The organism is Streptosporangium sp. NPDC049248 (assembly GCF_040678965.1).
GTDB lineage: Bacteria > Actinomycetota > Actinomycetes > Streptosporangiales > Streptosporangiaceae > Streptosporangium > Streptosporangium fukuiense.
The window spans coordinates 1-23,448 of sequence record NZ_JBFAQY010000007.1; the positions used below are offsets into that span (position 1 = coordinate 1).

Here is a 23,448-nt window from a genome sequence, read left to right on the forward strand (position 1 = left end):
AGCGGGTTCCGCGCCCCCGCCCGACCGCGCCTCCGTTCATCCCGGCCTGTCACAGGCCGGGGCTCCTCGCCTTCTCGTCGGGCCCGGTCAGCGCACGATCTTGGTCTTGACCTTCTTCACGAAGTACCAGCCCTTGGTGCCCAGACGCTCCAGCTCGTCCCGGGAGAGGTTCTCTGCGCCGGTCTGGAGGTCGTAGGTGTCCACGCCCAGGATGGCCTCGGCGGTCCGCCCCGACTTCTTGCCGAGCTTCACCGTGATCGTGATGACCTGGAAGTCATCGATATCAAGGGCGTAGGGGGTGAAGCACCAGAAACCGTCTTCGTAGTTGCCGCATTCCGTGCCCTTGGGCGCGGAGACCGCGGTGGCCTTGGAACCCTTGGGCAGCAGGCCGCCCATGTAGAAGGCGTCGGCCTCGTAGGGACCCTTGTTGACGGCCTTGATCCGGTAAGTGATCTTTCCGCCGGCCTTCGCCTTCTTCGGCGCGGAAACCGTGACCGCGAAGGAGGAGAACGGTTCGGCCGCGGACTTGACCGTCGCCGCGGGCGCCTGCGTGGAGGCGGCCGAGGCGGGAGCGGCGAGCAGCATGCCACCGGCCAGCGGGGCGACCAGAGCAAGGGCGACGATCCTGGAGATCGGGTGGCGCATCAAACGTCTCCCAGCTGAAGGGTTGGGGGACGCCTGGAACGTCCCATAAAGTTCCAGCGTTTTATCACACATATAGATGTGAGGAGAAATCAATATTCAATTATGTATTTAGTGGAACGCCTGGCGTGATGTCGGGTTGAGCGGGGCACGAAGCGCGTGGTGACCGCGCCTCCCGGCCCGCCTGGCGGGAGCCGGGCCCGGGTACGACCTGAGCCCGGGAAGGACCGGGACCCCGCGCCGGGTGGAGATCCGGGTTCCGTGCGGAACCCGAATCGCGAAGAAGTCCCTTTTCTGGAAATCCAGAAAAGGGACTTCAGGGTATAAAACGGGTCGAATCCATCCGCGCGTGCCGCGTCCTTGACCTCAGGGGACGGTGACACGCGCGGAACGATCGGCCGGCTAGCGGAGCACCCGGGTCTTCACCCGCACGTACTTGACGTCGCTGCCGACGTCGATGCCGTGGATGTCGAAGGTGCCGAGCCCACCCGCGGGGACGTCGATCGAGGCCGAGCCGAAATTGGCGGTCGCGGTGCCCCTGGCGCTGTTCCTCAACCAGACCCTGACCTTGATGGTGGCCGTCTTCCCGGGGTTCAGGGTGTCGAGCAGGCAGCCCACCTCGCGGCCGGAGATCTCGCAGTACGACCCGGCGGGCTTGCGGATGATGCGGACCTTGGAGACCTGCGAGGGAAGGTAGCCGCCGATGTAGGCGATGTCGGTGTACCACTTGCCCACGTTCTTGGTCGTGAGCGTGTAGACGTACGAGTCACCCGCCCAGGCCCTGCGAGGGTAGGTGACGGTCAGCTTCAGCGGCGCGAGCGGCTTGTCGGCCTGGACCGCCCCCTGCGGGGCGGTGATCCGGGGAGCCGCGGCGTTAGCGGTTCCAGGGGTGAGCAGCATGCCTCCCGCCAGGGCGATGGCGGCGAAGGCGGTCAGGTGCCGGCGCATTTCTTTACTCCACTCGGAATTCGGTGATCCCCCGTTGGGTACTGCGATCAGCATGCGGGAGCCCACTTGTGGATTCCTTGTGACTGACTGGCCGACCGAACGGTGAGCGGTCGGACGACGCCTCGGGGTCTCCGCCGAGGCCCGGTCCTCGCCTCTCTCACCCGGTCCCGCGGCGCCGCGTCCTCGACGGGACGGCCGGTTCGGAACCGTTGAGCAGTTCGGTCAGCGCGGGATTGTCGATGTCCGCGCCGAGCAGCCGAGCGGACGCCGGTTGCAGCGGAGTGCCGCTTCACCTTGATGACCGGCATTGGTCCCCTCCGTTCGTATGGTGTGCCGGCCCGCCCGGCGTGTCCATGCCCTGAACCATCCGGTACGTGGGTGTGAGCGAGCGTGTGACGGATCGAGCCGTGCCCGCTCCCTCGCACGCCGCCGCCGAACGGTGGCTCCGAGCTCTCATCGGGCCGGGTCTAGAGTCGTTCCGTGAGTTCCGAGAGTTCCGAGAGTGAGGACCTGGACGCCGTGCTGCACGCGGTGAGCTCGGCCGTCCTCGCGGTGACCAGGCATCTGTCGGTCCGGGAGGTGCTCGGCGTCATCGTGCGGTCGGCGGGGCGGCTGCTGGACGCCCGCTACGCCGCGCTGGGGGTGCCCGACGACCAGGGGGCGTTCGCCGAGTTCGTCGCCGAGGGCATCTCCGACGAGGAGTGGGACGCGATCGGGCCCACGCCCCGCCAGCACGGCATGCTCGGCGCCATGCTGCGCGAGGGCGTGTCGGTCAGGCTTCCCGACATCCGCAGGGACCCCCGGTTCGAATCCTGGCCCCGTGCCCACCCGGTGCTCAAGGACTTCCTCGGCGTGCCGATCCTCGACGGGGACGAGGTGCTCGGCATCATCTTCCTGTCCAACAAGCGGGCCCCGGGCGGCTTCACCGAGGCCGACCAGCGGCTGCTCACCATGTTCGCCGCGCACGCCGCGCTCGCCCTCACCAACGCCCGCCTGTACGAGCGGAGCCGGGAGCTCACGCTGGTGGAGGAGCGCACCCGGATGGCCAGGGAACTGCACGACGCGGTGACCCAGAAGCTGTTCTCGCTGCGCCTCACCGCGCGGGCCGCGGCGTCGCTGGTCGCCGGCGACCCCGTACGGGCGGTGCGGGAGCTCGACCGGGTGGAACGGCTGGCGGGAGAGGCGCTGGCCGAACTGCGGGCGGTGATCGTCGAGCTCCGGCCGGCCGAACTCGACCGGCACGGCCTGGCCGAGACGCTCCGCAAGCACGTCCGCCTGCTCGACCGGCTCCACCCGGCCTCGTTCTCGTTCGAGGAGGCTCCGGTGTGCGACCTCGAACCCGAGATCGAGGCGGTCGTGCTGCGGGTGGCCCAGGAGGCGCTGCACAACGCCTCCAGGCATTCGAAGGCGCGTGCCGTCGGCGTACGGCTGGGTTGCGAGGGCGGGCGCGTGTTTCTGGAGGTGAGCGACGACGGGACGGGATTCGAGGTGGCCGCCGCCGTGGGACGGGGGCTGGGCATCGCCTCGATGGGCGATCGGGCGGAGGCCGTCGGCGGCAACGTGCAGGTGAGGTCGGAGCCGGGGTGCGGCACGCTCGTCCGGATGGAGGTGCCGGCGTGATCCGCGTCCTGATCGCCGACGACCATCCGGTCGTCCGGCAGGGGCTGCGTACCTTCCTGGACCTCCAGGGGGACCTCGACGTGGTCGGCGAGGCCGCCGACGGCGCCGAGGCGGTCGCCCTGGTGGAGACCCTCGCCCCGGACGTGCTGCTGCTCGACCTGAAGATGCCGGTCCTCGACGGGCTCGGCGCGCTGCTCCTGCTGGGGGAGCGCGGACTGTCGCCGCGGGTGCTCGTGCTGACCTCGGTCAGCGACCGGGAGGACGTGGCCCCGGCGATCCGGGCGGGCGCGGCGGGCTTTCTGTACAAGGACATCGAACCGGCGGCGCTCGTGCACGCGATCCGGGCGGTGCACGGCGGCCAGGTGCTGCTCGCCCCCGAGGCCGCGGAGGCGATGCTCTCCCTCTCCGGGCCCTTTCCGGCCACGCCGGAGGACAGGCGGGTGGCGTCGTTGACCGAACGGGAGCGCGAGGTGCTCGCGCTGATCGCGTCGGGCCGTTCCAACCGGGAGATCGCCAGACGGCTCACCGTGGCGGAGAAGACCGTGAAGACCCACGTCTCCAACGTGCTGATGAAGCTGGGCGTGCAGGACAGGACCCAGGCCGCCCTCTACGCGGTGCGGAACGGCCTGGCCTGACCGGCTGCGAGGTCAGGTGTCCTTCTTCTCCTCACGCCGTCCCGGCGGCGGGGGCGGTGGCGGGGGAGGCGGCGGCGGTGGCGGTGTGTACTTTCCGCCCCCACTGCGCTTGGGTTTGGGCGGTGTGGGGTGGACGATCTTGGTTTTCACCGTCTTGAGGTAGTACCAGTGGGGGAAGGCCAGCCGCTTCCACTCGTCGCGGCTGAGGTCCGCGCCTCCGGTCGGGACGTTCCAGGTGTCGGCGCCGAGCTTGGCGACCGCGGTGCCCCTGGTCCGCTTGTTGAGCTTGACCCAGATGCGCACTGTCTCCGAGTCGCCCTTGCCGAGGATCCACGGCGTCACGCACCAGAAGCCGTCGGTGTAGAAGTCGCAGTCGGTGCCTTTCGGGCCCTTGTAGTAGACGGTCTTGCTGATGCCTTTCGGCAGGAGGGTCCCGCCTACGTAGAAGTAGTCGGCCTTCTGCGGTCCCCGATTGGTGATTTTGATCGTATACATGAACTCTTGGCCGCTTCTGACCCGTTTTGGGGCTTTAATCGAGACCTTGAAAGCGGACCAGGGCCTGTCCAGACTCGCCGCCGACGGGGCCGCGGCCGAGACGTCCGTCCAGGTCGCCGCCAGGGCCCTGGGGGAAGCCGGGAACTGCGTGTTCGCGGTGGCGGCCGAGGCGCTGGGGGCGATCGCGAGCGGAGTGATGAGGCTGAGACCTAGGAGCGTGCCGAAGCTTCGGCGCATGGGCGTCTCCGCACGAGCTAGGGGTGACCGTGGTCACCATTTGTTTCGAAGATTATGACTTAAGAAGGACACGCCGGAAGCGTGAATGATCTACCTGAAAATTAGTTATTTGCGTATCTTTGGTGACTCGGGGGTGGCGGCGGTTCTCAGGCTGGACGGCGGGGAGGCTCAGGTGCCGGATACGAACCCGTTGCGCAGGGAGGACCCGGAGTCACTGGGCGACTACCGGCTGCTCGGCCGCCTCGGCGAGGGGGCGCAGGGGGTGGTCTACGCGGGCCGGGGGCCCGACGGGGGGATGGTGGCGATCAAGCTGCTCCACCCCAGGCTGAGTGACACCGGCATGGACGGCGACCGGTTCCTCCGCGAGGTCTCCGCCGCCCGCCGGGTGGCGCCGTTCTGCACCGCCCAGGTGCTGGGCGCCCACATGGACGGTGACCGCCCCTACATCGTGAGCGAGCTGGTGGAGGGGGTCTCCCTGCAGCGGGTCGTGCAGGCCGAGGGCCCCCGCGGCGGCAACGTGCTCCACCGGCTCGCGGTCGGCACCGTGACCGCGCTGGCCGCCATCCACCGGGCGGGCATCGTGCACCGCGATTTCAAGCCCAGCAACGTGCTGCTCGGTCCCGACGGACCCCGCGTGATCGACTTCGGCATCGCCAGGGCCCTCGACTCGGCGATGACCGTGACGAGCGGAGTGGTCGGCACCCCCGCCTACATGTCGCCGGAACAGGTGTCCGGGCACCGGGTCGAGCCCTCCTCCGACATGTTCAGCTGGGCGTTGACGATGGTGTTCGCCGCGACCGGGCGGCCCGCGTTCGGCCAGGACAGCGTGCCCGCGGTCATCTACAGGGTGATGAACGAGGACCCCGACCTGTCCGAACTCCCCGACACCCTGCGGCCGATCGTCACCTCGTGCCTCAGCAAGCAGGCCGAGGAACGGCCCAGCGCCTCCGAGGTGCTGTTCGCGCTTCTGGACACCCAGTCGGAGGAGGCATCCGCTCCCGAGCCTCCACAACCTCCACCCGCCGCCTCGCCCGCGCCTTCGCCGCCCGCTCCCGAGACGTTGTGGGTGCGGCCGTCAGGGGCGGATCAGGGGGAGTCCGGCGCGGCCCGCGGCCACGCTCCGGGCGGCAGGGCGGGCACCTCCCCGGCCGCTCCTCCGCCCGCGGCCGTCCCCTTCGCCTCCCCGGCGGGACCCGCGCGCTACCCGGGCAACCTGACGCCCGTCGGCCGGCAGGCCGCGTCCCCGCAGGGGGCGTACCCCCCGCCACCGCCGCGGCACCCGGACCTTTTCGGTGAACCGGTACCCGCAGCGCCCGGCGAGCACGGGACGCGGCGCAGACGGGCCGCCCTCGTCGCCGGGGTGCTCGTGGGAGCCCTGGCCCTGGCCACCGCCGTGCTGGTGGCGGTGCCGAGCATGCGGAGCGACACCACGGCGAGCTCCCCGGGTCCCGATGACGGCACGCGGAGGCCGTCGCCCTCGACTCCCGCCACGCCGCCCTCCACGGCCGCCTCGCAGGCCCTGCCCCCGGGCCCCGCGGAGAGCCTCACGACGGCGCCGGCCTCCGAGCCGTCCGAGCCGTCCGAGCCGCTCGCCATGCCGCCCGCCGCGGTGCTCTTCGACGGTCAGGACGGCAAGGCGCTCAAGGGGCACAGCAAGGCCGTACAGTCCCTCGCCAAGGTCGAGGTCAAGGGCAGGCCCACGGTGGTCTCGGGCAGCCAGGACGGTTCGCTCGGGATCTGGGACCCCGCCGAGCACAAGAGGCTCCACCGGCTCCGCGGCCATCGGGGCGAGGTCTACGCGGTCGCCACCGTCACCTTCGGCGGCACGCCGTACGCGGTGACCGGCGGCTACGACCACTCCGTCCGCCTGTGGAACCTGAAGACCCGCAAGAGCAGGGTTCTCGGGCATCACCCCATCGCGGTCTTCTCCGCCGCGGCGGGCGTGGTGAACGGCTCACCGGTCGCCATCACCGGGGACGGTGACGGCACGCTCCGCTTCTGGAACCTGAAGAGCCGCAGATTGCTCAGAGTCGTCTCCGCGCACCGCGACGACGTCAACTGGCTCGCCTTCGGCAAGATCGGAAAGCGCTCCGTCGTCGTGTCCGCCAGTGCCGACAGGACGCTGAGGATCTGGGACCTCGTCACCAGGAAGCGGTACGGCAAGGTCTACCGGGGGCACAGCGGGCGGGTCTTCTCGGTGGCCTTCGGCAAGCTGGGCGACCGCACCGTGATCGCCTCGGGCGGCAAGGACAAGAAGATCAGGATCTGGGACCCGAAGACCTCCAAGACCATCGGCAAGCCGCTCAAGGGTCACGGAGGCAACGTCTACTCCCTGGCGTTCGGCACGGTGGACGGGCGCACCGTGCTGGTGTCGGGCAGCACGGACGGGACCGTCCGGCTCTGGGACCCGGCCGAGGGCAAACCCCTGGGCAAGGCGATCAAGGCACACAAGGGCGGGGTCTACTCGGTCGCCGTCATGACCGTCGACGACCGCATGGTGGCCGTCTCGGCGGGCAAGGATCGCACCGTCAAGCTCTGGAAGCTGACCTCCGGCCGGTGACCCGTCCCGTGACAGGCCCTCGGAGCAGGTCCTCAGACCAGCTCGGTGATGGCGTGGTGGGCGACCACCCGGGCCCGGCGCACCGCGCGATCGAGCTCACGCAGGGCCTCGGCGCGTACGGCGAGCTGGCCCGAGGTGAGCCCCCGCTCGTCGGCTATGCGGAGCACCGCGGAGAGACGGGCGGCCAGGGCGGCGACCCGATGGGCGCGGGCGGGGTAGCCGGGAGCCAGGCCGTCATCGACGACTCTCAGCTGCCGGTGGCCCTGGGCCGGACCCTCCACGCCGAGCAGGGCGTCGGTGGCCACGCGCATCGCGCGGGTCAGCTCGTGCTCCGCCTCGGCGAGAGAGGGCAGATCAGGTGCCACGGCCCGGGCCTCCAGCACGCTCCAGCGAACCCCGGCGTACGATGACCCGCGGTGGTCCTTTACCGGGACCAGGCCAAGGCATCTGTCACCGAGCACGGCTGTCGCCGCCTGTCCGGCCTCGATGGCCGCGGAGTTGAAGGGGGGCGGTCCGGTGAGTCCGAGCGGGTCGCCCGGGACGGGCAGGGCCAGTCGCAGCGACTTCATACCCTCGATCCGCAGGTCGGCGAGGAACCCGCGGAGGGGAAGGTCGCCGCTTTCCGCGGCGACGAGTTGGGGGCCGGCCTGTCGTTCCACGCGGTCGGCGGCCTCGTCGAGGCCGACCTGTCCGGCAAGCCAGGCGTTGCCCCAGCAGACCAGGGTGGCCGAGATCGGTGAATCAGGGTGCACCGATCCACGATATGCGCTCACCCTGCAATAGGTTTTGTTCCAGCGATTCACAAGGAGGCGTAGGGGATGGGCGGTCAGGTGCTTCGGCTACAGGACGTCACCGTCCGCAGGGACGGGGCGGCCCTGCTGCGGGAGATCGACTGGACCGTTCACGAGGACGAGCGGTGGGTCGTCATCGGTCCCAACGGCGCGGGGAAGACGACGTTGCTGCAGGTGGTCGGGGCGATGCTGTTCCCCACCGAGGGCATCGTGGAGATTCTGGGCGAGCGGCTCGGCCAGAGCGACGTCTTCGAACTGCGGCCCCGCATCGGGCTCGCGAGCGCCTCGCTGGCGGAGAAGGTGCCGCCGGAGGAGAAGGTCATCGACCTGGTGCTCACGGCCTCGTACGCCATCCTCGGCCGCTGGACGGAGGAGTACGACTCCCACGACGTCACGCGTGCCGTCGAGCTGATCGACCAGTTCGGATGCGCCCACCTGATCCGGCGCCGGTTCAACACGTTGTCCGAGGGAGAGCGCAAGCGGGTCCAGATCGCCCGCGCGCTCATGCCGAACCCGGAGCTGCTGCTGCTGGACGAGCCCGCCGCCGGCCTGGACCTGGGCGGGCGTGAGGACCTGGTCCGCCGCCTGGCGACGTTCGCGCACGATCCGAAGGCGCCGACCATGGTGCTGGTCACCCACCACGTGGAGGAGGTGCCCAGCGGGTTCACCCACGCGCTGCTGCTCCGGCACGGCTCCGTGGTGGCCCAGGGGCCGATCGAGCAGGTGATGACGGCGGAGAACCTGTCGCACACCTTCAGCGTCCCGCTCAGCCTGGATCAGGGGCGGGACGGCCGGTGGTACGCGCGGGCGCACCAGTTCTGAACCTATTTCGGTTGTCCAAAAACCGGTAAAGCATACCCCTGCTGCGAGACGGCTGCCGGGCTCCTCCTAGCATCCGGTAAGTGCCGTGCACCTCGTCATGGGCGCGAGCCTCACCAGCGAAGGGGAGTTCATGACACCGTGGGAGGCGGCCGCGATCTTCGTGGCCGGTATCGGAGCCGGAGGCATCAACGCCGTTGTCGGCTCCGGATCTCTGATCACGTTTCCGACCATGGTCGCGCTGGGGATGCCGCCGGTCGTCGCCAACGTCTGCAACAGTGTCGGCCTGGTCCCGGGCTCGCTGACCGGCGCGCTCGGCTACCGGGCGGAGTTGAAGGGGCAGCGCCAGCGGCTGATCCGGCTGGGAATTCCGACGATCGTCAGTGCGGTGATCGGCGGGGTGCTCCTGCTCTATCTCCCCGCGGAGACGTTCAACATCGTGGTACCCGTCCTGATCGGCGTGGCGTGCGTGCTGGTGATCGCCCAGCCGAGACTCAACAGGTGGTTGAGCGCCCGGCGGGAGCACGCCCAGCCGCACGGTGGCCCCTGGCTCTGGGTCGGTGTCTTCGCCTGCGGCATCTACGGCGGCTACTTCGGCGCCGCGCAGGGCGTGCTGCTCATCGGGTTGCTCGGCAGTTTCCTCGACGACGGCCTGCAACGGATCAACGCGGCCAAGAACGTGCTCTCGCTGCTGATCAACATGTCCGCCGCGGCGCTGTTCATCCTGATCGCGGAGATCGACTGGCTGGCGGTGCTGATGGTCGCGCTGGGCGCCGCGATCGGCGGTTTCCTCGGGGCGAAGATCGGCAGGAAGCTGCCCGCTCCGGTGTTGCGCTGGTTCATCGTCTGCATCGGTGTGGTGGCGATAGTCAAACTGGTGTACGGGTGAACCTGCCTACTAGTGGGTACCAATTAGGTATGAAAGGTGACAAGGTCGAGGTTGTCATCGACGCAGGAGACAGTTCCCGTACCTACGAGGTCAGCGCCACCAGAGCAGGACGCCGGGTTGAGGTGGCCAACGCACGCGGCGGTGTCGTCGAGGTGAGCGAGGTCACCCGGAGCGGAACGGCCGTGCGCACCGCCCGGTTCATGTCCAGCCGGATCCTCGCCCTGGTGGAACACCCCGCCGACGGCAAGTCCGCTTAATCCGAACAGGCCGGCGTCGCGCCCGGGTGAGGTGGTCCGTCATACCTGGGCGGGACGGACCTGGAGCACGCCGTCGCGGCGGATCCGGGTCTCGAAGGACGGCTGGGGGGCGGTGGCCGGGCCGTGTACGACGGCACCGTCGGAAAGTCTGAAGGTGCTTCCGTGCCACGGGCAGACCACGCAGGCGGTGCCCTCCTCGGAGATCAGGCGCCCCTGGTGGAGCGGCCCGGCCAGGTGGGCGCACTGGTCGGCGAGGACCGTGACGCTGCCCCCGACCCGGAGCACGAACAGGTCGATGTAGCCGAGCCGCCGCGTCACCGGACGTCCGTCGGGCAGATCGCCGATCTCGCACAGGTCGTGCCAGCCCAGCGGGACCAGGTGGGCGACGGACTCGGCGTGGTTGGACCCGGCCGCCTGCCGGTAGGCGAGGTGGCCGCCGAGGTAGCCGCCCATGCTCGCGGCACCCAGCCCGACGAACGACAGCAGCCGACCGGTCCGGTCGCGCCCGGTCATCCGGAACACCAGCGATCCGGCGTAGAGCCCGAGGGAGGCCAGGTTGGCGATCGCGTGCACGAACCCCACCCGCTGCTGCTCGCGGTGGAGCGCGGACCAGTCGACGATGCCCGCGGCCACCGCCGGGGTGGCGGTGGCGAGTCCGCCCGCGACCAGCAGTTGCGACGCGCGTGGATCCGAGCGGGTCACGTCGAGCACCGCGGTCGCCGCCCAGAGGCCCAGGCTGAGGTTGGCGAGCGGTGGATGGAGCGGTTTGCCGAGCGGTACCCCGTGCAGCAGGTCACGGAGCAGGCCGGGGCCGATCCTTCGGCGTACGGCCTTGGCGAGTATGCGGATCGGCCGATCGGCCCTGGGCGACCGCTCGATCCGCTCGGTGAACTCGACCCCGGGCACCAGACGCTTAAAAGTTCGGCGCCCTGTTTTGACGCTTTCCTTCACTATCGCCCCCCTCTCGACCCATAGGGACCTACCCGGGAACGGGGTTATGCACGCGCCAAATGTCCTCGGCTGACAGAGAGAGCGATGATCTCGGTGGCGTAGGCGCCCAGCGTCGCCGACCCCTCCTCGATGATTTTCACCTTCTCCAGCACCTGTTCCGCCGTCACCTTGTAGAGCGACCAGGTACCGCCCTCATTGTGGTGATTGGCCATGATGGGCGCGATCCGGTCGAGGGCCTTGGCGAACTTGGCCTCGGGAGTCCTGCGCTCCTCGAACTCGTCCCAGAGGTCGCGCAACCGCGCGGCCTGGTCGTCCGGGAGCAGCCCGAAGATCCGGTCGGCGGCCTTGCGCTCGATGCCCAACTGGGCCTCGACGGCGGAGGCGTCGTAGATGAAGGTGTCTCCCGCGTCGATCTCGACGATGTCGTGGACGAGCAGCATCGCGACGACCCTGTCGAGGTCGGTGCCCGGTGGCGCGTGTTCGGCCAAGACCATCGCCAGCATGCCCACGTACCAGGAATGCTCGGCGTCGTTCTCCCGCCGCGACCCGTCCATGAGGGTGTTGCGGCGGACGATGCGTCTGAGCTTGTCGATCTCCATGGCGAAGGTGAGCTGAGCGTGTAGACGGTCCTGTGCTAAAGGGGTGGTCACGCGCGCAAGCCTAATGCGCGTCGATCCCCCTTTTCCGAGCGATCATGGGATCATGCCCGACCGAGTGTGACGGGAACCCCGTTGAACACGGCGTTTCCCGAGGGTACGTCCACGATGGAATCGTCTGTCAGCGCGTTCACGTTGACCCCCGCGTGCTTGGCGGCCACCAGCTGCGAGGTGCCCGCGTGTCCCCATCCGTGGGGCAGGCTCACCACCCCCGGCATGATCGTGTCGGTCGGCTCCAGCGGTACGACCAGCTCGCCGGCCGCCGAACGGACCACCGCGTGCTCGCCCAGCCCGAACCTGCTCACGTCGTCCGGATTGATCTGCAGGGTGCACCGGTTGGTCCCGCCGACCAGCGGGCCCACGTTGTGCAGCCAGCTGTTGTTGGAGCGCAGGTGGCGCCGGCCGATCAGCACGATCTCCGCGGGGGGCACGGTCAGCCGCCCGCGCAGCCGCGCGACGTCCTCGACCAGCCGCGGCGGGGCCAGCTCCACCCGCCCGGAGGCGGTACGGACGATCTCCGTCAGCCGAGGTTCCAGCGCGCCCAGGTCGATGCCGTGCGGATTCGCCAGGAGCGTGGCCAGGGAGAGCCCGTAGGGGCCGAGCCTGAGCATGGCGTCCAGCCGCATCTCGGCTCCGCTGCCGCCGTCCAGCGAGGCACGCAGCTCGGCCGGGTCCCCGCCCTCCATCGGTGAGCCGGGCGTCTCGACCGCCTTGCGGAGCATCTGGTCGAGGATCAGCTCGTCGAGCAGGGCCGGGTCGGCGCCCGCCCCCTGCCCAGAGGCGATCATCGTCAGCCGTGCCATGATCTCGGCCTCGGAGGGACGTCCCGGCTCCAGCGGCAGGACCGGCGGGGAGAACCTCGCGTAGTTGCGGACCGCGACGAACAGCAGCGACAGGTCGTAGTGCGGCGACTGCATCACCCGGGGCGGCGGCAGGATGACGTTCGCGTGCCTGGTGGTCTCGTTCAGGTACGGGTCCACGCAGACCATGAACTCCAGGTCGCGGAAGGCCGCGTCCAGCCGGGGACCGCCCGGCGCCGACAGCACCGGGTTGCCGGCCACCATGACCAGCCCCCTGACCTGCCCCTCGCCCGGTGTCTCGATCTCGTCCGCGAGGGTGGCCACCGGGAGCTCACCGTTCGCCTCCGGCAGCCCGCGGACGCGGCTGTGCCAGCGTCCCGTGGTGTACGGCTTGCTCCTGCGGCCGTTCTCCACTGCGGTTTTCGCGAACATGACCCCGCCGGGGCGGTCGAAGTTGCCGGTCAGGATGTTGACGACGTCGACCAGCCACTGCGTGACGGTGCCGAACTCGACGGTGCAGGTGCCGATCCGGGCGTAGACGGCGGCGGTCGGGGCCGCGGCCAGCTCGCGCGCCAGCCGTACGATCTCCGCGGCGGGCACCCCGCAGATCGGGGCCACGGTCTCCGGGGTGAAGTCCTCCGCCAGCCGCCTGACCTCGTCCAGCCCGTTGACCTCGACGCCCACCGAGGTCAGATCCTCGGCGAAGAGGGTGCGGACGATGCCGAACAGCAGGTAGGCGTCGGTGCCCGGCCGCACGAACAGGTGCTCGTCGGCCAGAGCGGCGGTGCGGGTGCGGCGCGGGTCGACGACCACGAGCCTGCCCCCGCGCCCGCGCAGCGCCTTGAGACGGCCGGGGAAGTCGGGGGCGGTGCAGAGCGAGCCGTTGGACTCCAGCGGGTTGGCGCCGAGCATCAGCAGGTAGTCGGTGCGGTCCAGGTCGGGCACCGCGATGGCCAGCGGGTCGCCGAGCATCAGGCCGCAGGAGACGTGCTTGGGCATCTGGTCCGCGGTGCTCGCGGAGAAGACGTTGCGGGTGCCGAGGGCGCGGATCAGAGGGGTGCCGTACAGGGCGCCCGCCATGGAGTGGGCGGACGGGTTGCCGACGTAGACGGCCAGAGACCGGCGGCCGTGTGCGTCGATCACGCCCTTCAGGCCCTCCTCGACCGTGCGGAACGCCTCGTCCCAGGAGGCCTCGCGCCACGCCTCGCCCGTCCGGATCATCGGGACGCCCAGCCGGTCCGGGTCCTCGTCGAGGCGGCCCAGGCTCGCCCCCTTGGGGCAGATGAACCCCCTGGAGAACGGGTCGTCCGGGTCGCCCTTGACCGAGGTGACGTGCCCGGTGTCGTCGAGGGTGAGCCGGAGGCCGCAGACGGCCTCGCAGAGGGGACAGGTCCGGTGCGCTGTTCTCATCGGCACTCCTGAGTTCGGCAAGTGAACTCATCATGGCCGTAGGGCGGGGCGAGGGGAAGCCCCCGAGGGCGAACTCGGGGGCTTCGGTGCCGCCAGGAGGACGGGACGGCCGGTGGAACCCAGGTGGCCCGCTACGGACCGCTACGGCCCGTTGTAGCCCGTTGTGTCCCGCGGTCCGCTTCCGGTGGACCGGAGGATCACGCGGCCCGTTGCCGATGGTCGGCGGGTTCGTGCGGTCCGGGAGGCAGGTCGGCGGCGGAGCGGGTACCGGACTCCTCCAGCACGGCCCGGTGGACCCGTGGGTCGACCCAGTCCGTCCACCCGTACAACCGGTCGAGGCCCGGCGGCGGGCCGGTGAACTCGTCCCTGCGGATGATCTCGACGGTCAGCAGGTGCGCCCATCTGCGGTGCCGAAGGACCACGGTGTCGCGGGCGTAGCACGCCGCCGCGATCTCGGCCGAGAACGCATCGAAGTCCTCGGCACAGATCCCGGCCCTGGCGAGGATCAGCGCCCTCTCCCCGGCGGCGGAAGGAGTGATCCACAGCACCAGCGGGAGCCGTCCCGAGCGGGTGTGTATCCCGATCTCCACGCATGTCCTCTGCAGGCGGTGCCGGGAGATCAGGCACCACGCGTGCGTCCGCACCCACCTGCGCCCGGAGCGGGAGGCGGCGGGGACGCCGGAGGTGCAGGCCAGCAGGGCGGATGGCCACCAGTGGCCCTGCCTGAAGGAGAGAGCCGCCGCGGCCAGGACGGTCGAGACGGCGGCGAGCAGGACGATCTCCGTCCGCCAGCGCCACAGCCGGACGAGGAGGCTCGTCCGGCCTGGGGGCCGGCCGTCGGGACGACCGTAGCGGTTGTCGCGGAGGTTACGCCGCGACATCGCCGTCCGCCCTCTTGTCGGGGACGGGCGCCAGGGCGAGGGCGGGAGCGGCGGTCCGCTCGGCCTTGAGGAGGTCGAACCGGGGCTCGCGGTAGTGCCTGCTCACGAAACCGGTTCTGGTCACGGTCCAGCCGAGCCGGTGGGCCCACTCGTCCTGGTCCATGCAGAGCTCCCGGTCGGTGATGTAGATCAGATCGAGGAGGAGGGTCTTGATTCCGCAGAGTCCCTTGGTACGGTGGAAGGACATAGGAGACTCCCTTCGTGGTTTCAACGTGGAGTTCTTGTGCCAACCGGGTCGGTGGCCGCCGGCCCGGTGCTTTTTTGCGCCCGATCGGGCGCCCTCTGACGCGTGCGACTCTGGGCCGTCGCCGGCCGATCTCCTCCGCTTCCCCTGCTGGCCTCCCCGGTTCAACTCCGTCGTGCTGGAGACGGCGCCGTCGCCGATCAGGTGCGCGCCCGTTTCGCCCCGCGCGCGATTCACGGAGGCCCTCGAAGACACCCCCGGATGATCACCGGTGGATTCCCCGATCTTCCGGGAACCTTCCTGTTCTGATAGTCGCTCAGCAGAGATTTCCCTGCAAGACTTGCCGTAAGGAAAAAAGCAATAAACTTCTCCGAATACACTGCAAACTACAGTGTAATTTGCACTACCATTCGTCTGGTTCCTGTTGAGGCCATGACGTCCACCCGCCCGTCATGGCGAGGAGGTCGTGATGCCGGAACGTGGTAGTCCAGCGCTCCGCCGGCGTCGGCTGGGCATGGAGCTTCGTCGGCTCCGTGAAGGCCTGAACATGACCGGTGACGAGGTGTCCGACCGTCTTGGCTGGTCGACCGCCAAGGTCAGTCGCATCGAGACCGCCAAGACACTGGCCAAGGAGGAGGACGTCGAGGCGCTCTGCGGGCTCTACGGGGTCGACGGGCACCTGCGGGAGGCTCTGGTCGCGTTGCGACACGACGCCGCCCGGAAGGGGTGGTGGGAGCGATATCGAAGTTCCGTCCCCGAGGACTACATCACGCTCATCGGGATGGAGGCGGAGGCCACCATGACGCGAGACTGGGAACCCCAGGTCGTGCCCGGACTTCTCCAGACGAAGGAGTACGCCCGGGAGCTCCTCGCGGCGGGTCAACACGCCAGCCAGCTACCGTCGAGCTGGTTTCAGGATCGCGCGGAGATCCGGATGATGCGCCAGCACACCCTGCTGCACGCGCCGCGACCGCTGACGCACATAAGCGTCTTCCACGAGTCCGTGCTGAAGAACCAGTACGGCGACGCCCGGGTCATGCGAGACCAGCTCCTGCATCTGATCGAGATCTCCCGGTTGCCGCACGTGGAGATACGGATCCTGCCCCAGGACGTTCCGCCGCCGGTGTCCACGGGCACCTTCGTGCACCTGACGTTCTCCGACTTCCCCGATGTCGTCTACCTGGAGTCCTTGTTCGGTGGACGGTTCATAGAGGACGCGGAAATGGTCTACGGGTACGAACGGGCCTTCGGCCACCTGATGGAAAGGGCTCTGGACGAGACGGCGTCACAGGAACTGATGAGAAACACAACGGAGTACTGGAAAAGATAGCGGCAGGCCGCTATGCACATATTGGAAGACAAATGAACAAGAAACATATCGGCGCCGCCGAGTGGAAGAAAAGCTCGCTGAGTTCCGTGAACGGGAACTGTGTCGAGGTGGCGGTGCTGGACGGAGGCCGCACGGGGGTCCGGGACAGCAAGGAACGGTCAGGGCCGGTCCTGGTCTTCACCCGCGAGGAGTGGGGAATCTTCATCGGCGCGATCAAGAAAGACGGATTGCGTCTCTGAGGATCGAAGACGGCTCGCCGGTCGCGGGCCGTCTCCCCGGGCGCCTTTCGCCGCGAGAGCGGAGATGGGCGCCCTTCGTTTCGATCGGCCGCGTCGTCGGCGGAGTCCGCCGTCCCGGCGTGTCGCCGGCCGACACGGACATGAGGGAAGGCTCTCATCGACACGGGTGACGTGTCGGTCGGTCGATCAAGACCGCTGCGAAGCGTGCTCGTGTTCCTGACGGCGGGGAGAACCGTGGGCTCCGCCGTCGCCGGTCCCCCGGTATGGGACCTGACCCGATAAACCCGCCGGTTAGCCGACTATTCCAGATAAGGGTCTTGTCTTTCCCGGTCTTCTCGGTGAAATTCTGGCATTGGTGCTGTCAGGTGAGAGGACGGGCATGGAATCGGGTGATGCGTTGATCTGGAAGAAGAGCAGCCACAGTTCCCTCAACGGTAACTGTGTGGAGGTGGCACGGCTCTCCGGACGCGAAGTGGGTGTGCGCGACAGCAAGGACCGGGAAGGACCGGTGCTCGTTTTCGGCCATGCCGGATGGGCCGCGTTCGTCGGTGGGGTGAAAGGTGGGAAGTTCGACTTCTGAACGGTTCCGCACCTCGGACGGGGGCTTGTCCAACGGCGGTCAGGCCCCTTTCGCGTGTCTCTCCGGGAGGGCCGGGGAAAAGCCGTACGGGGAGAGGGGCGACTGCGACGCCCAGGCCCTGGACGACGCCCCGCGGGGAGACCTGGGCGATCCGGCCGCGCACGCCGTGACAGACGGCGTCCACGTCGAGGTGGTCGCCCTCCCGTACGCTCTGCATGATCGCCGGCCGGGCCGCGGTCACCCGAAGGCCCGCCTGCCGAATCCGGTCCGCATCCTCCATGGACGAGGCGGTACGTTCTAAACTTGAATTATTCAAATAAGCAACTTAGTCAAGTTTTGTGGAATCGAATCCCGTAGGGCGAGTTGTGCCACACATCGCGGGCGAGATGGCATCCTCGGATACCGATGGACACGTACAGCACCGCCCGACGTCTTGCCCTGGCCGCCACGATCACCGCCTCAGCCGTGCTCCTCGCGGCCTGTTCCACGGCCGAGTCGGTCACCCCCGGCGCACTCGCCGACGTCGAGGAGAAGCCGACCCCCCAGACGGAGCCCACCCCTACCCCCGAACGCAAGCCGTACACCATCTCCTTTGGTGGCGACGTGCACTTCGAGGGCGTGTTGCGGACCCGTCTGAACGCCAATCCGAAGACCGCGCTCGGCCCGATCGCCAAGGTGCTCAGTCGCTCCGACCTGGCGATGGTCAACCTGGAGACCGCGATCACCACCGGTGGCACCCCCGCACCGGGCAAGCAGTACACCTTCCGTGCTCCGGCGGCCGCGCTGACCGCGCTGAAGGCGTCAGGGGTGGACGTGGCGTCCCTGGCGAACAACCACGGCATGGACTACATGCAGAGCGGATTGACCGACTCCCTCGCCGCCATAAAACGCGCCAAGTTCCCCGTTGTGGGCGTGGGCAGGAACGAGGCCGAGGCCTATCGGCCGTGGCGGACCACCGTGAACGGCAACCGCGTCGCCATCATCGGCGCCACCCAGGTGCTGGACGCGGAGTTCGTCGGGGCGTGGACCGCCTCCGGCGACAAGGCCGGCCTCGCCTCGGCCAAGAACGAGGCGCGGTTGATCCAGGAGGTGCGCAGGGCCCGCAAGAACTCCGACACCGTGATCGTCCACCTGCACTGGGGCACCGAACTGCAGAAGTGCCCCAACGAGGCGCAGCGGGGCCTGGCGCCCAAGCTGGTCGCGGCCGGGGCGGATGTCATCGTGGGCGGCCACGCGCACATCCTGCTCGGCGGCGGCTACCTGAAGAACAGCTACGTCAACTACGGCATGGGTAACTTCGTCTTCTACAACTGGGGCCCGGAGACCGGCAGGACCGGTGTGCTCACCCTGACGATCAACGGCCGCAGGGTGCTCAAGGACCAGTGGACCCCGGCCAGCATCCAGGGCGGGGTGCCGGTCCCGATCACCGGGCTCGGAAGGCAGCAGGCCATCGCGAACTGGAAGGCGCTGCGCGACTGCACCGGACTGGCCGCCAGACCCGGTCAGTCCGGCTGACCTGGCCGGCCCTGCCCTCCCCGCGCCGCGTCGCCTTCGGCGATCGTCCTTGGTCGCGCGCGGCCGGCCGCGGGAAACGGCCTGGCAGGGTCCCGTTCTGTTCGACTACTGTCTTGGACAATCTGTCCAACCGGAGGTCGTGGTGCGGTGGGTCGAGTCCGGCGACGTGCGGCTGGCACTGTTCGAGCAGGGTGACCCCGCCGCCCCCACGGTCCTGCTGGTCCATGGCTACCCGGACACCCACCGGGTCTGGGACGAGGTCGCCTCGCTGCTGGAGGACCGCTTCCACGTGGTCCGCTACGACGTCCGCGGTGCCGGGCTCTCCGGCGCCCCGCGTGCCACCGAGGGCTACGACTACGACCACCTGGCCGCCGACATGACCGCGGTCCTGGACACGGTGGGCAAGCCGGGAGTGCACCTCGTCGGGCACGACTGGGGTTCCATCCAGGGCTGGAGGCTGATCGGCAGGCCGGGAATCGAGGAGCGGATCCTCTCCTTCACCTCCGTCGGCGGCCCACACCTGGACCAGGCGGCCCACTTCGTACGGCACGGCCGTCCGCGCGAGGTCGCCGGGCAGCTCCTGCGCTCCTGGTACATCGGCGCCTTCCAGATTCCCGTCATCCCCGAACTCGTCCTGCGCGCCGTGCTGCCGCGCGTGATGAGAAGGTCCGTGCGGGCGGCCGGACGCCCGGGACACCCCGCGGACACGCTCGTCAGGGACGGACTGAACGGCCTCGGCCTCTACCGGGCCAACATGCTGACCCGCCGGGGGACGCCCGCCGAGCCCGTCTCCCGGACACCCGTCCAGCTCATCGAGACCACGAGGGATCCGTTCGTCTCCTCCGCGCTGCTCGCCTCGACGCGCCTGTGGGTGCCAAAACTGTGGCACCGCCGCATACCCGCGGGTCACTGGGCGCAGCGCAGCCATCCCCGGGTGCTCGCCCGCATGATCGCCGAGTTCGCCGAGCACGTCGAGGGGGCACCGCCCTCCAGGGAACTGCGCGGGGACCGGCCCGGCAGACGTGGGCCCTACGACGACCGGCTGGTGGTCGTCACCGGTGCGGGCAGCGGGATCGGGCGGGCCACGGCCCGCGCCTTCGCCGCGCACGGCGCCGAGGTGATCTGCGCGGACATCGATCTCGGCGCGGCCGACCGCACCGTGCGGGGCATCGTCGCGGGTGGGGGCACGGCGCACGCCCAGCAGGTGGACGTCGCGGACGCCACCGGGATGGAGGAGTTCGCGCGGACGGTCAGAGACCGGTACGGCGTGCCCGACATCGTGGTCAACAACGCGGGAATCGCGGTGGCCGGCCCGTTCCTCGCCCACTCGGTCGACGACTGGCGGCGGACCCTGGACGTGAACCTGTGGGGCGTCATCCACGGCTGCCGCCTGTTCGCCGCCCAGATGGCCGAGCGCGGCCAGGGCGGTCACATCGTGAACGTGGCCTCGCTCGCCGCCTTCCTGCCCAGCCGGCTGCTGCCCGCGTACTCGACGTCGAAGGCGGCGGTGAAGATGCTCAGCGACTGCCTGCGCGCGGAGCTCGCCGGGCAGGGGATCGGGGTCACCGCGATCTGTCCCGGGTTCGTCTCCACCGCGATCGCGCGGAACGCCACGTACGTCGGCGAGCTCGCCGAGGGCACCGGCAAGCCCGCGGGGAGGGCGCTGGCCGCGCGCGGGTACCCGCCCGAGCGGGTGGCCGCGCACATCCTGCGCGCGGTCCACCGTGACCTGCCCGTCGTCGCCGTGAACGCGGAGGGCAAAATCGGTTACGCGCTCTCGCGGATCTCCCCGGCGGCCGTGCGCCGGCTGGCACGGCTGGCCGGCGGCGAAATCTCGCGATTGGCGAATAAGCACTGACCTGACGGCGTTCGGCGGGCAAGATGGTGGGGTGTCCATCGTGCCTGCCGAGGATCCCTGCGAAGCCCAGCTGCGGCGTCAGCCCACCCAGCGACGGAGCGCACGGCGCGTGGAGCGAATGCTCGACGCGTGCGCCGACCTGCTGGACGAGATCGGCTACGACGCGCTTTCCACCACGCGGATCGCCGAGCGCGCGGGGGTCGCGATCGGCTCGGTCTACCAGTTCTTTCCCGACAAGCGGGCCATCGCCCAGGCGGTGACCCGGCGCCACATCGAAGGGTTCGTCTCCCGGATCGGGAGACGCTTCCTGTCGGAGGACTACGCGGGCTGGTGGGACGCGGTCGACGCGATCATCGATGAGTACGTGGAGATGCACAGGACCGTGCCGGGTTTCCGGTCCCTGCACTTCGGCGACGTGGTCGACCTCAACCTGCTCGACGCCGGTTCTGAGAACAACACGGTGATCGCCGGACGGCTGCGCGGCCTCCTCCTGCAGGAGTACGGCCTGGCCGACAGCGAGGAGTTCGACCTGGCCATCCTGGTCGCGGTGGAGGCCGGAGACGCGGTGCTCAAGCTGGCGTTCCGTCGTGATCCGAACGGCGCCCCGGAGATCGTGGCCGAGGCCAAGCGCCTGATCCGTGGCTATCTGAACCGTCAGTTCGCCCGGGTCTCGGTCTGAGAGGGCTGGGGGAGAAGGTTCTCTTCGAAAGGCTCGCCGGTGCCCTCACGCGGATTCCCGCCGCCGATCGAGTCCGGCGTGGCGGACACGGGCCCCGCGTCGGTGAGTCGTTCCCGATACTGCCGGGCCCTCCCCCGGCGTTCGAGCTGGGACCACCGCTCCTGCGCGAAGGTCCCGCCGGCCATGCCTGCCGCCCCGGCCGTCCCGGTCTCAACGCGTCTCTGTGCCGTCGGTCTCCGCGCTTCCGGCCCCTGTGGGTTCTGCCAGGCTGTTCCCGGTCTCTGGGGGCTCTGCCGCTGCACATCCTGCCGTTGCGCGCGCGGCCGGCTCTCGCGTGACCACTCCGCGCCCGGCTCGATCGGCACCGCTACGACCGTGCCGGGTCCGGGCGGCAGCGTCCCGGACTCGACGCGGGAACTCCGGACGGGCTCGGGGGGCTCGCGGCCAGAGGGGGTGACCGGTTGGAGACGCCGTGCCCGATGGACCCGCTCCATCCTCTTGATCCGGGCGGCGAGCTTCTCATGACGGAGCCTGCTCTCGAGGGTGAGCAGCTCCTGGTGGGCCTGGTCGATCGCCTCCATCTTGACCGACAGATATCCGGCGGATCCCGGAACGATCACAGAGAAGGCCAGGAGAAGCATCAGGGTGAAGGCCGTCTGCCTGGACATGCCCATCGCAGCTCCTCCCGATGATGTGCTCCCCTAGCAGGAGTCGTCGCTCATATGCCCGTTTTACTGGAGAAACACGCGCACCGTAGTCGTTCGTTTACTCAAGGTCATATGGCCAATACCTGCCGTTGGCCGTACGCGGTCGAGCGTCGCTCGGTACTCTCGCGATGTGGCGCATGTGACACGTGAGCAACTTGATCGATTGCTTGAGCAGGCACTTCTGGCCGACGATCACGAAGCCCTGGCCCGGCGACTCGAAGCCCTGGTCGAGGCGTACGCGTCCGGCGACATGTCGCGGGCGGCGATCCTCGTGCTCGCCGCCGAGGAGTGGCGGCAGGCCGGACAGCCCGCTCGGGCCCTCGACTGCTTCCAGCGAGCGGTGGACGACGGTGGCGAGGTGAGCGTCGATCCCCGGGCCGGGATCGCCGACACTCTTTTCGAGCTCGAACAGCCGGACGAGGCGAGAGAGGTGATCGCGGCGATCCACGCGGTCGGTGGGGTCACCGCGGCCACCGCTCTCACGGTCGCCGAGACGCTCGTCGCCTACGGAGACCTCGGGGAGGCCCATCGGTGGGCCACCGAGGGGGCGCACCAGGCGGTGGAGGGCGGTGGCGAACACATCGCCCTGCTCAGAACCCGCTACCGGATCCGCGTCGACCTCGGGCTCCCCGAAGACGAGCTCGACGCCCTCCTCGACGCTTCCTGCTGACGGCGGGCCGCCCTGAAACCAGGAAAGGGCCGTGCCCGTTGGGACACGACCCTTCCTCCGTGGTGGTTCGCGATCCGGTGGTTACCCCACATTGAGGCCCGGGATCGCCCTCTCCAAGGCGGGGAGGACGGAAGGCTCCGCGCCGCCCTCCGCCGTGGCGGCCTCGCCCGCGGAGGTGTCCGGCGCCGCGGAAGTCTCCGGCGCCGCGGGGGCCTCCGGGCGTGCGGCGGCCGGAGGCTCCACCACCGGCGTTTCGGCCGACGGCAGGCCCTCGGTGACGGCGTCCGCCTGGGCCGGCTGGGGTAGCGGCGCGTCGTCCGGCGTGACCGCCGCTTCGGCGGGTCGCTCGGGCGCCGGCGGCACCGGGGCTCGCAGCCAGCTGATGCCGTCGCTGGGAGCACCCGGCGCCCCCGGCAGGCCGGGCAGGTCCGGTGCGTCGGCCACGATGCTCACCCAGGAGTTCGTCCACTCGTGACCGGGAAGGCTCGACTGCCCGAAGGGCAGCGCGTGGAAGCCGGTGCCCGCGGCGACGCCTCCGGCATCGGCGAAGCTGACCAGCGCTGAGGCCTGGGAGAGATCCGGCAGGTCGGTGACGTGTGCGAGCCGCTCCGCGGTCACCGGCACCTCGCCGGTGCCGGCGGTCACCGATGCCTCGGCGCCGTCCGTCGCGACCGGCGTCCCGCCGATGTTCGCGGTCACCGGCGTCTCGCCGGTGTTCGCGGTCATCGACGCCCCGGAACCGTCTGCGATCGCCGGTGTTCCGGCGTCGCCGGCCTCCTCGCAGCCGGCCGCCATGGCCCCGGGCGCCTGCTGCGCCCCCGCGGCCTCGCGCTCCTGGCAGGGCGCGACCTCCGCCGAGGCCGGAGAGACCATGGTCCAGCCGGCGCCTGCGGTGAGCAGCGCCACCGCGAGGATTCCCCTGATGTTCCGTGATGAGTTCGACATGCACATCCCCCTGTTGCGTTCGGTAATCCGATGACTGCCGAACGTAACAGGGGGGTCTTGCCCAGGGGCGCGCTTAGCCCAATGGTGGTC

Annotated in this window: 24 protein-coding genes; 13 read left to right on the plus strand and 11 right to left on the minus strand. The window is 69.6% G+C overall.

Going from position 1 to position 23,448, the window contains the following annotated elements; genetic code table 11:
* Positions 1 to 87 precede the first annotated feature (87 nt).
* Positions 88 to 645 (minus strand): hypothetical protein, encoded by a 558-nt coding sequence (locus AB0K21_RS15355; protein WP_343961843.1) that lies wholly within the window; start codon positions 643 to 645, stop codon positions 88 to 90.
* 399 nt (positions 646 to 1,044) lie between these two features.
* Positions 1,045 to 1,590 carry a hypothetical protein gene (locus tag AB0K21_RS15360; protein ID WP_343961845.1) on the minus strand — a complete coding sequence of 182 codons (546 nt, stop codon included), beginning with the start codon at positions 1,588 to 1,590 and terminating at the stop codon, positions 1,045 to 1,047.
* A 480-nt stretch (positions 1,591 to 2,070) separates the two neighbouring features.
* Between AB0K21_RS15360 and AB0K21_RS15365 the strand changes: the two genes are divergently transcribed.
* Positions 2,071 to 3,210 carry a GAF domain-containing sensor histidine kinase gene (locus tag AB0K21_RS15365; RefSeq protein WP_343961847.1) on the plus strand — a complete coding sequence of 380 codons (1,140 nt, stop codon included), beginning with the start codon at positions 2,071 to 2,073 and terminating at the stop codon, positions 3,208 to 3,210.
* Positions 3,207 to 3,845 (plus strand): response regulator transcription factor, encoded by a 639-nt coding sequence (locus AB0K21_RS15370; RefSeq protein WP_343961849.1) that lies wholly within the window; start codon positions 3,207 to 3,209, stop codon positions 3,843 to 3,845. The genes AB0K21_RS15365 and AB0K21_RS15370 overlap by 4 nt, the downstream gene beginning before the upstream one ends.
* Before the next feature lie 12 nt (positions 3,846 to 3,857).
* On the opposite strand, the gene AB0K21_RS15375 is transcribed toward AB0K21_RS15370, so the two are convergent.
* Positions 3,858 to 4,577: a hypothetical protein gene (locus AB0K21_RS15375; RefSeq protein ID WP_364150347.1), complete on the minus strand. Its 720-nt coding sequence runs from the start codon at positions 4,575 to 4,577 to the stop codon at positions 3,858 to 3,860.
* A 109-nt stretch (positions 4,578 to 4,686) separates the two neighbouring features.
* Here AB0K21_RS15375 and AB0K21_RS15380 point away from each other — a divergent pair, with 109 nt between their 5' ends.
* A complete protein-coding gene (locus AB0K21_RS15380; RefSeq protein WP_364150350.1) occupies positions 4,687 to 7,137 on the plus strand; it encodes a serine/threonine-protein kinase in 2,451 nt (816 codons plus the stop codon).
* A gap of 32 nt (positions 7,138 to 7,169) precedes the next feature.
* Here the strand turns inward: AB0K21_RS15380 and AB0K21_RS15385 are convergent, their stop codons facing one another.
* Positions 7,170 to 7,889 carry a hypothetical protein gene (locus AB0K21_RS15385; protein WP_343961856.1) on the minus strand — a complete coding sequence of 240 codons (720 nt, stop codon included), beginning with the start codon at positions 7,887 to 7,889 and terminating at the stop codon, positions 7,170 to 7,172.
* Between the two features lie 66 nt (positions 7,890 to 7,955).
* On the opposite strand from AB0K21_RS15385, the gene AB0K21_RS15390 reads away from it, so the two are divergent.
* The 3 genes from AB0K21_RS15390 to AB0K21_RS15400 all read left to right on the plus strand — a co-directional run bounded on the left by AB0K21_RS15390 (position 7,956) and on the right by AB0K21_RS15400 (position 9,893).
* Positions 7,956 to 8,750: an ABC transporter ATP-binding protein gene (locus AB0K21_RS15390; protein ID WP_343961859.1), complete on the plus strand. Its 795-nt coding sequence runs from the start codon at positions 7,956 to 7,958 to the stop codon at positions 8,748 to 8,750.
* 130 nt (positions 8,751 to 8,880) lie between these two features.
* Positions 8,881 to 9,636, plus strand: a complete 756-nt coding sequence (locus AB0K21_RS15395; protein WP_343961876.1) for a sulfite exporter TauE/SafE family protein — start codon at positions 8,881 to 8,883, stop codon at positions 9,634 to 9,636.
* Positions 9,637 to 9,665: 29 nt separating this feature from the next.
* A complete protein-coding gene (locus AB0K21_RS15400) occupies positions 9,666 to 9,893 on the plus strand; it encodes a hypothetical protein (protein ID WP_030916880.1) in 228 nt (75 codons plus the stop codon).
* Between the two features lie 39 nt (positions 9,894 to 9,932).
* On the opposite strand, the gene AB0K21_RS15405 is transcribed toward AB0K21_RS15400, so the two are convergent.
* The 5 genes from AB0K21_RS15405 to AB0K21_RS15425 all read right to left on the minus strand — a co-directional run bounded on the left by AB0K21_RS15405 (position 9,933) and on the right by AB0K21_RS15425 (position 14,838).
* Positions 9,933 to 10,799, minus strand: coding sequence for a Rieske 2Fe-2S domain-containing protein (locus tag AB0K21_RS15405; protein ID WP_343980868.1), 867 nt, complete (start codon positions 10,797 to 10,799; stop codon positions 9,933 to 9,935).
* An 89-nt stretch (positions 10,800 to 10,888) separates the two neighbouring features.
* Positions 10,889 to 11,443, minus strand: a complete 555-nt coding sequence (locus tag AB0K21_RS15410) for an HD domain-containing protein (RefSeq protein WP_245651701.1) — start codon at positions 11,441 to 11,443, stop codon at positions 10,889 to 10,891.
* A gap of 101 nt (positions 11,444 to 11,544) precedes the next feature.
* The gene (locus AB0K21_RS15415) at positions 11,545 to 13,710 is read right to left on the minus strand and encodes a molybdopterin-dependent oxidoreductase (protein ID WP_343980872.1); all 2,166 of its coding nucleotides are present in this window, start codon (positions 13,708 to 13,710) and stop codon (positions 11,545 to 11,547) included.
* Positions 13,711 to 13,907: 197 nt separating this feature from the next.
* On the minus strand, positions 13,908 to 14,591 hold the full coding sequence (locus AB0K21_RS15420) for a hypothetical protein (RefSeq protein WP_364150357.1): 684 nt from the start codon (positions 14,589 to 14,591) through the stop codon (positions 13,908 to 13,910).
* The gene (locus tag AB0K21_RS15425) at positions 14,578 to 14,838 is read right to left on the minus strand and encodes a hypothetical protein (protein WP_343980878.1); all 261 of its coding nucleotides are present in this window, start codon (positions 14,836 to 14,838) and stop codon (positions 14,578 to 14,580) included. The genes AB0K21_RS15420 and AB0K21_RS15425 overlap by 14 nt, the downstream gene beginning before the upstream one ends.
* 511 nt (positions 14,839 to 15,349) lie before the next feature.
* On the opposite strand from AB0K21_RS15425, the gene AB0K21_RS15430 reads away from it, so the two are divergent.
* From AB0K21_RS15430 to AB0K21_RS15455, 6 genes are all read left to right on the plus strand, one after another.
* The gene (locus AB0K21_RS15430; RefSeq protein WP_343981171.1) at positions 15,350 to 16,165 is read left to right on the plus strand and encodes a helix-turn-helix transcriptional regulator; all 816 of its coding nucleotides are present in this window, start codon (positions 15,350 to 15,352) and stop codon (positions 16,163 to 16,165) included.
* Between the two features lie 32 nt (positions 16,166 to 16,197).
* Complete coding sequence (locus tag AB0K21_RS15435) at positions 16,198 to 16,404, plus strand: DUF397 domain-containing protein (protein WP_343980881.1); 207 nt, start codon at positions 16,198 to 16,200, stop codon at positions 16,402 to 16,404.
* A gap of 379 nt (positions 16,405 to 16,783) precedes the next feature.
* Positions 16,784 to 16,984: a DUF397 domain-containing protein gene (locus AB0K21_RS15440; RefSeq protein ID WP_343980884.1), complete on the plus strand. Its 201-nt coding sequence runs from the start codon at positions 16,784 to 16,786 to the stop codon at positions 16,982 to 16,984.
* A gap of 405 nt (positions 16,985 to 17,389) precedes the next feature.
* Positions 17,390 to 18,499, plus strand: a complete 1,110-nt coding sequence (locus AB0K21_RS15445; RefSeq protein ID WP_364150362.1) for a CapA family protein — start codon at positions 17,390 to 17,392, stop codon at positions 18,497 to 18,499.
* Between the two features lie 142 nt (positions 18,500 to 18,641).
* The gene (locus tag AB0K21_RS15450) at positions 18,642 to 20,357 is read left to right on the plus strand and encodes an SDR family oxidoreductase (RefSeq protein ID WP_364150365.1); all 1,716 of its coding nucleotides are present in this window, start codon (positions 18,642 to 18,644) and stop codon (positions 20,355 to 20,357) included.
* A gap of 118 nt (positions 20,358 to 20,475) precedes the next feature.
* On the plus strand, positions 20,476 to 21,036 hold the full coding sequence (locus tag AB0K21_RS15455; protein WP_343981176.1) for a TetR family transcriptional regulator: 561 nt from the start codon (positions 20,476 to 20,478) through the stop codon (positions 21,034 to 21,036).
* On the opposite strand, the gene AB0K21_RS15460 is transcribed toward AB0K21_RS15455, so the two are convergent.
* The gene (locus AB0K21_RS15460) at positions 21,012 to 21,704 is read right to left on the minus strand and encodes a hypothetical protein (RefSeq protein ID WP_343980894.1); all 693 of its coding nucleotides are present in this window, start codon (positions 21,702 to 21,704) and stop codon (positions 21,012 to 21,014) included. The two genes, AB0K21_RS15455 and AB0K21_RS15460, sit on opposite strands and share 25 nt — an antisense overlap.
* Positions 21,705 to 21,882: 178 nt before the next feature.
* Here AB0K21_RS15460 and AB0K21_RS15465 point away from each other — a divergent pair, with 178 nt between their 5' ends.
* Positions 21,883 to 22,413 carry a hypothetical protein gene (locus AB0K21_RS15465; protein ID WP_343980897.1) on the plus strand — a complete coding sequence of 177 codons (531 nt, stop codon included), beginning with the start codon at positions 21,883 to 21,885 and terminating at the stop codon, positions 22,411 to 22,413.
* Positions 22,414 to 22,494: 81 nt separating this feature from the next.
* On the opposite strand, the gene AB0K21_RS15470 is transcribed toward AB0K21_RS15465, so the two are convergent.
* Complete coding sequence (locus AB0K21_RS15470; RefSeq protein WP_364150370.1) at positions 22,495 to 23,358, minus strand: hypothetical protein; 864 nt, start codon at positions 23,356 to 23,358, stop codon at positions 22,495 to 22,497.
* Between the last annotated feature and the right edge of the window lie 90 nt (positions 23,359 to 23,448).

What these genes read in the sequence shown, in the direction of transcription:
- AB0K21_RS15355 (WP_343961843.1), bottom strand. Translation starts at nt 645, where the DNA reads ATGCGCCACCCGATCTCCAGGATCGTCGCCCTTGCTCTGGTCGCCCCG.
- AB0K21_RS15360 (WP_343961845.1), bottom strand. Translation starts at nt 1,590, where the DNA reads ATGCGCCGGCACCTGACCGCCTTCGCCGCCATCGCCCTGGCGGGAGGC.
- AB0K21_RS15375 (WP_364150347.1), bottom strand. Translation starts at nt 4,577, where the DNA reads ATGCGCCGAAGCTTCGGCACGCTCCTAGGTCTCAGCCTCATCACTCCG.
- AB0K21_RS15390 (WP_343961859.1), top strand. Translation starts at nt 7,956, where the DNA reads ATGGGCGGTCAGGTGCTTCGGCTACAGGACGTCACCGTCCGCAGGGAC.
- AB0K21_RS15395 (WP_343961876.1), top strand. Translation starts at nt 8,881, where the DNA reads ATGACACCGTGGGAGGCGGCCGCGATCTTCGTGGCCGGTATCGGAGCC.
- AB0K21_RS15400 (WP_030916880.1), top strand. Translation starts at nt 9,666, where the DNA reads ATGAAAGGTGACAAGGTCGAGGTTGTCATCGACGCAGGAGACAGTTCC.
- AB0K21_RS15410 (WP_245651701.1), bottom strand. Translation starts at nt 11,443, where the DNA reads ATGGAGATCGACAAGCTCAGACGCATCGTCCGCCGCAACACCCTCATG.
- AB0K21_RS15415 (WP_343980872.1), bottom strand. Translation starts at nt 13,710, where the DNA reads ATGAGAACAGCGCACCGGACCTGTCCCCTCTGCGAGGCCGTCTGCGGC.
- AB0K21_RS15420 (WP_364150357.1), bottom strand. Translation starts at nt 14,591, where the DNA reads ATGTCGCGGCGTAACCTCCGCGACAACCGCTACGGTCGTCCCGACGGC.
- AB0K21_RS15425 (WP_343980878.1), bottom strand. Translation starts at nt 14,838, where the DNA reads ATGTCCTTCCACCGTACCAAGGGACTCTGCGGAATCAAGACCCTCCTC.
- AB0K21_RS15430 (WP_343981171.1), top strand. Translation starts at nt 15,350, where the DNA reads ATGGAGCTTCGTCGGCTCCGTGAAGGCCTGAACATGACCGGTGACGAG.
- AB0K21_RS15435 (WP_343980881.1), top strand. Translation starts at nt 16,198, where the DNA reads ATGAACAAGAAACATATCGGCGCCGCCGAGTGGAAGAAAAGCTCGCTG.
- AB0K21_RS15440 (WP_343980884.1), top strand. Translation starts at nt 16,784, where the DNA reads ATGGAATCGGGTGATGCGTTGATCTGGAAGAAGAGCAGCCACAGTTCC.
- AB0K21_RS15445 (WP_364150362.1), top strand. Translation starts at nt 17,390, where the DNA reads ATGGACACGTACAGCACCGCCCGACGTCTTGCCCTGGCCGCCACGATC.
- AB0K21_RS15455 (WP_343981176.1), top strand. Translation starts at nt 20,476, where the DNA reads ATGCTCGACGCGTGCGCCGACCTGCTGGACGAGATCGGCTACGACGCG.
- AB0K21_RS15460 (WP_343980894.1), bottom strand. Translation starts at nt 21,704, where the DNA reads ATGTCCAGGCAGACGGCCTTCACCCTGATGCTTCTCCTGGCCTTCTCT.
- AB0K21_RS15470 (WP_364150370.1), bottom strand. Translation starts at nt 23,358, where the DNA reads ATGTCGAACTCATCACGGAACATCAGGGGAATCCTCGCGGTGGCGCTG.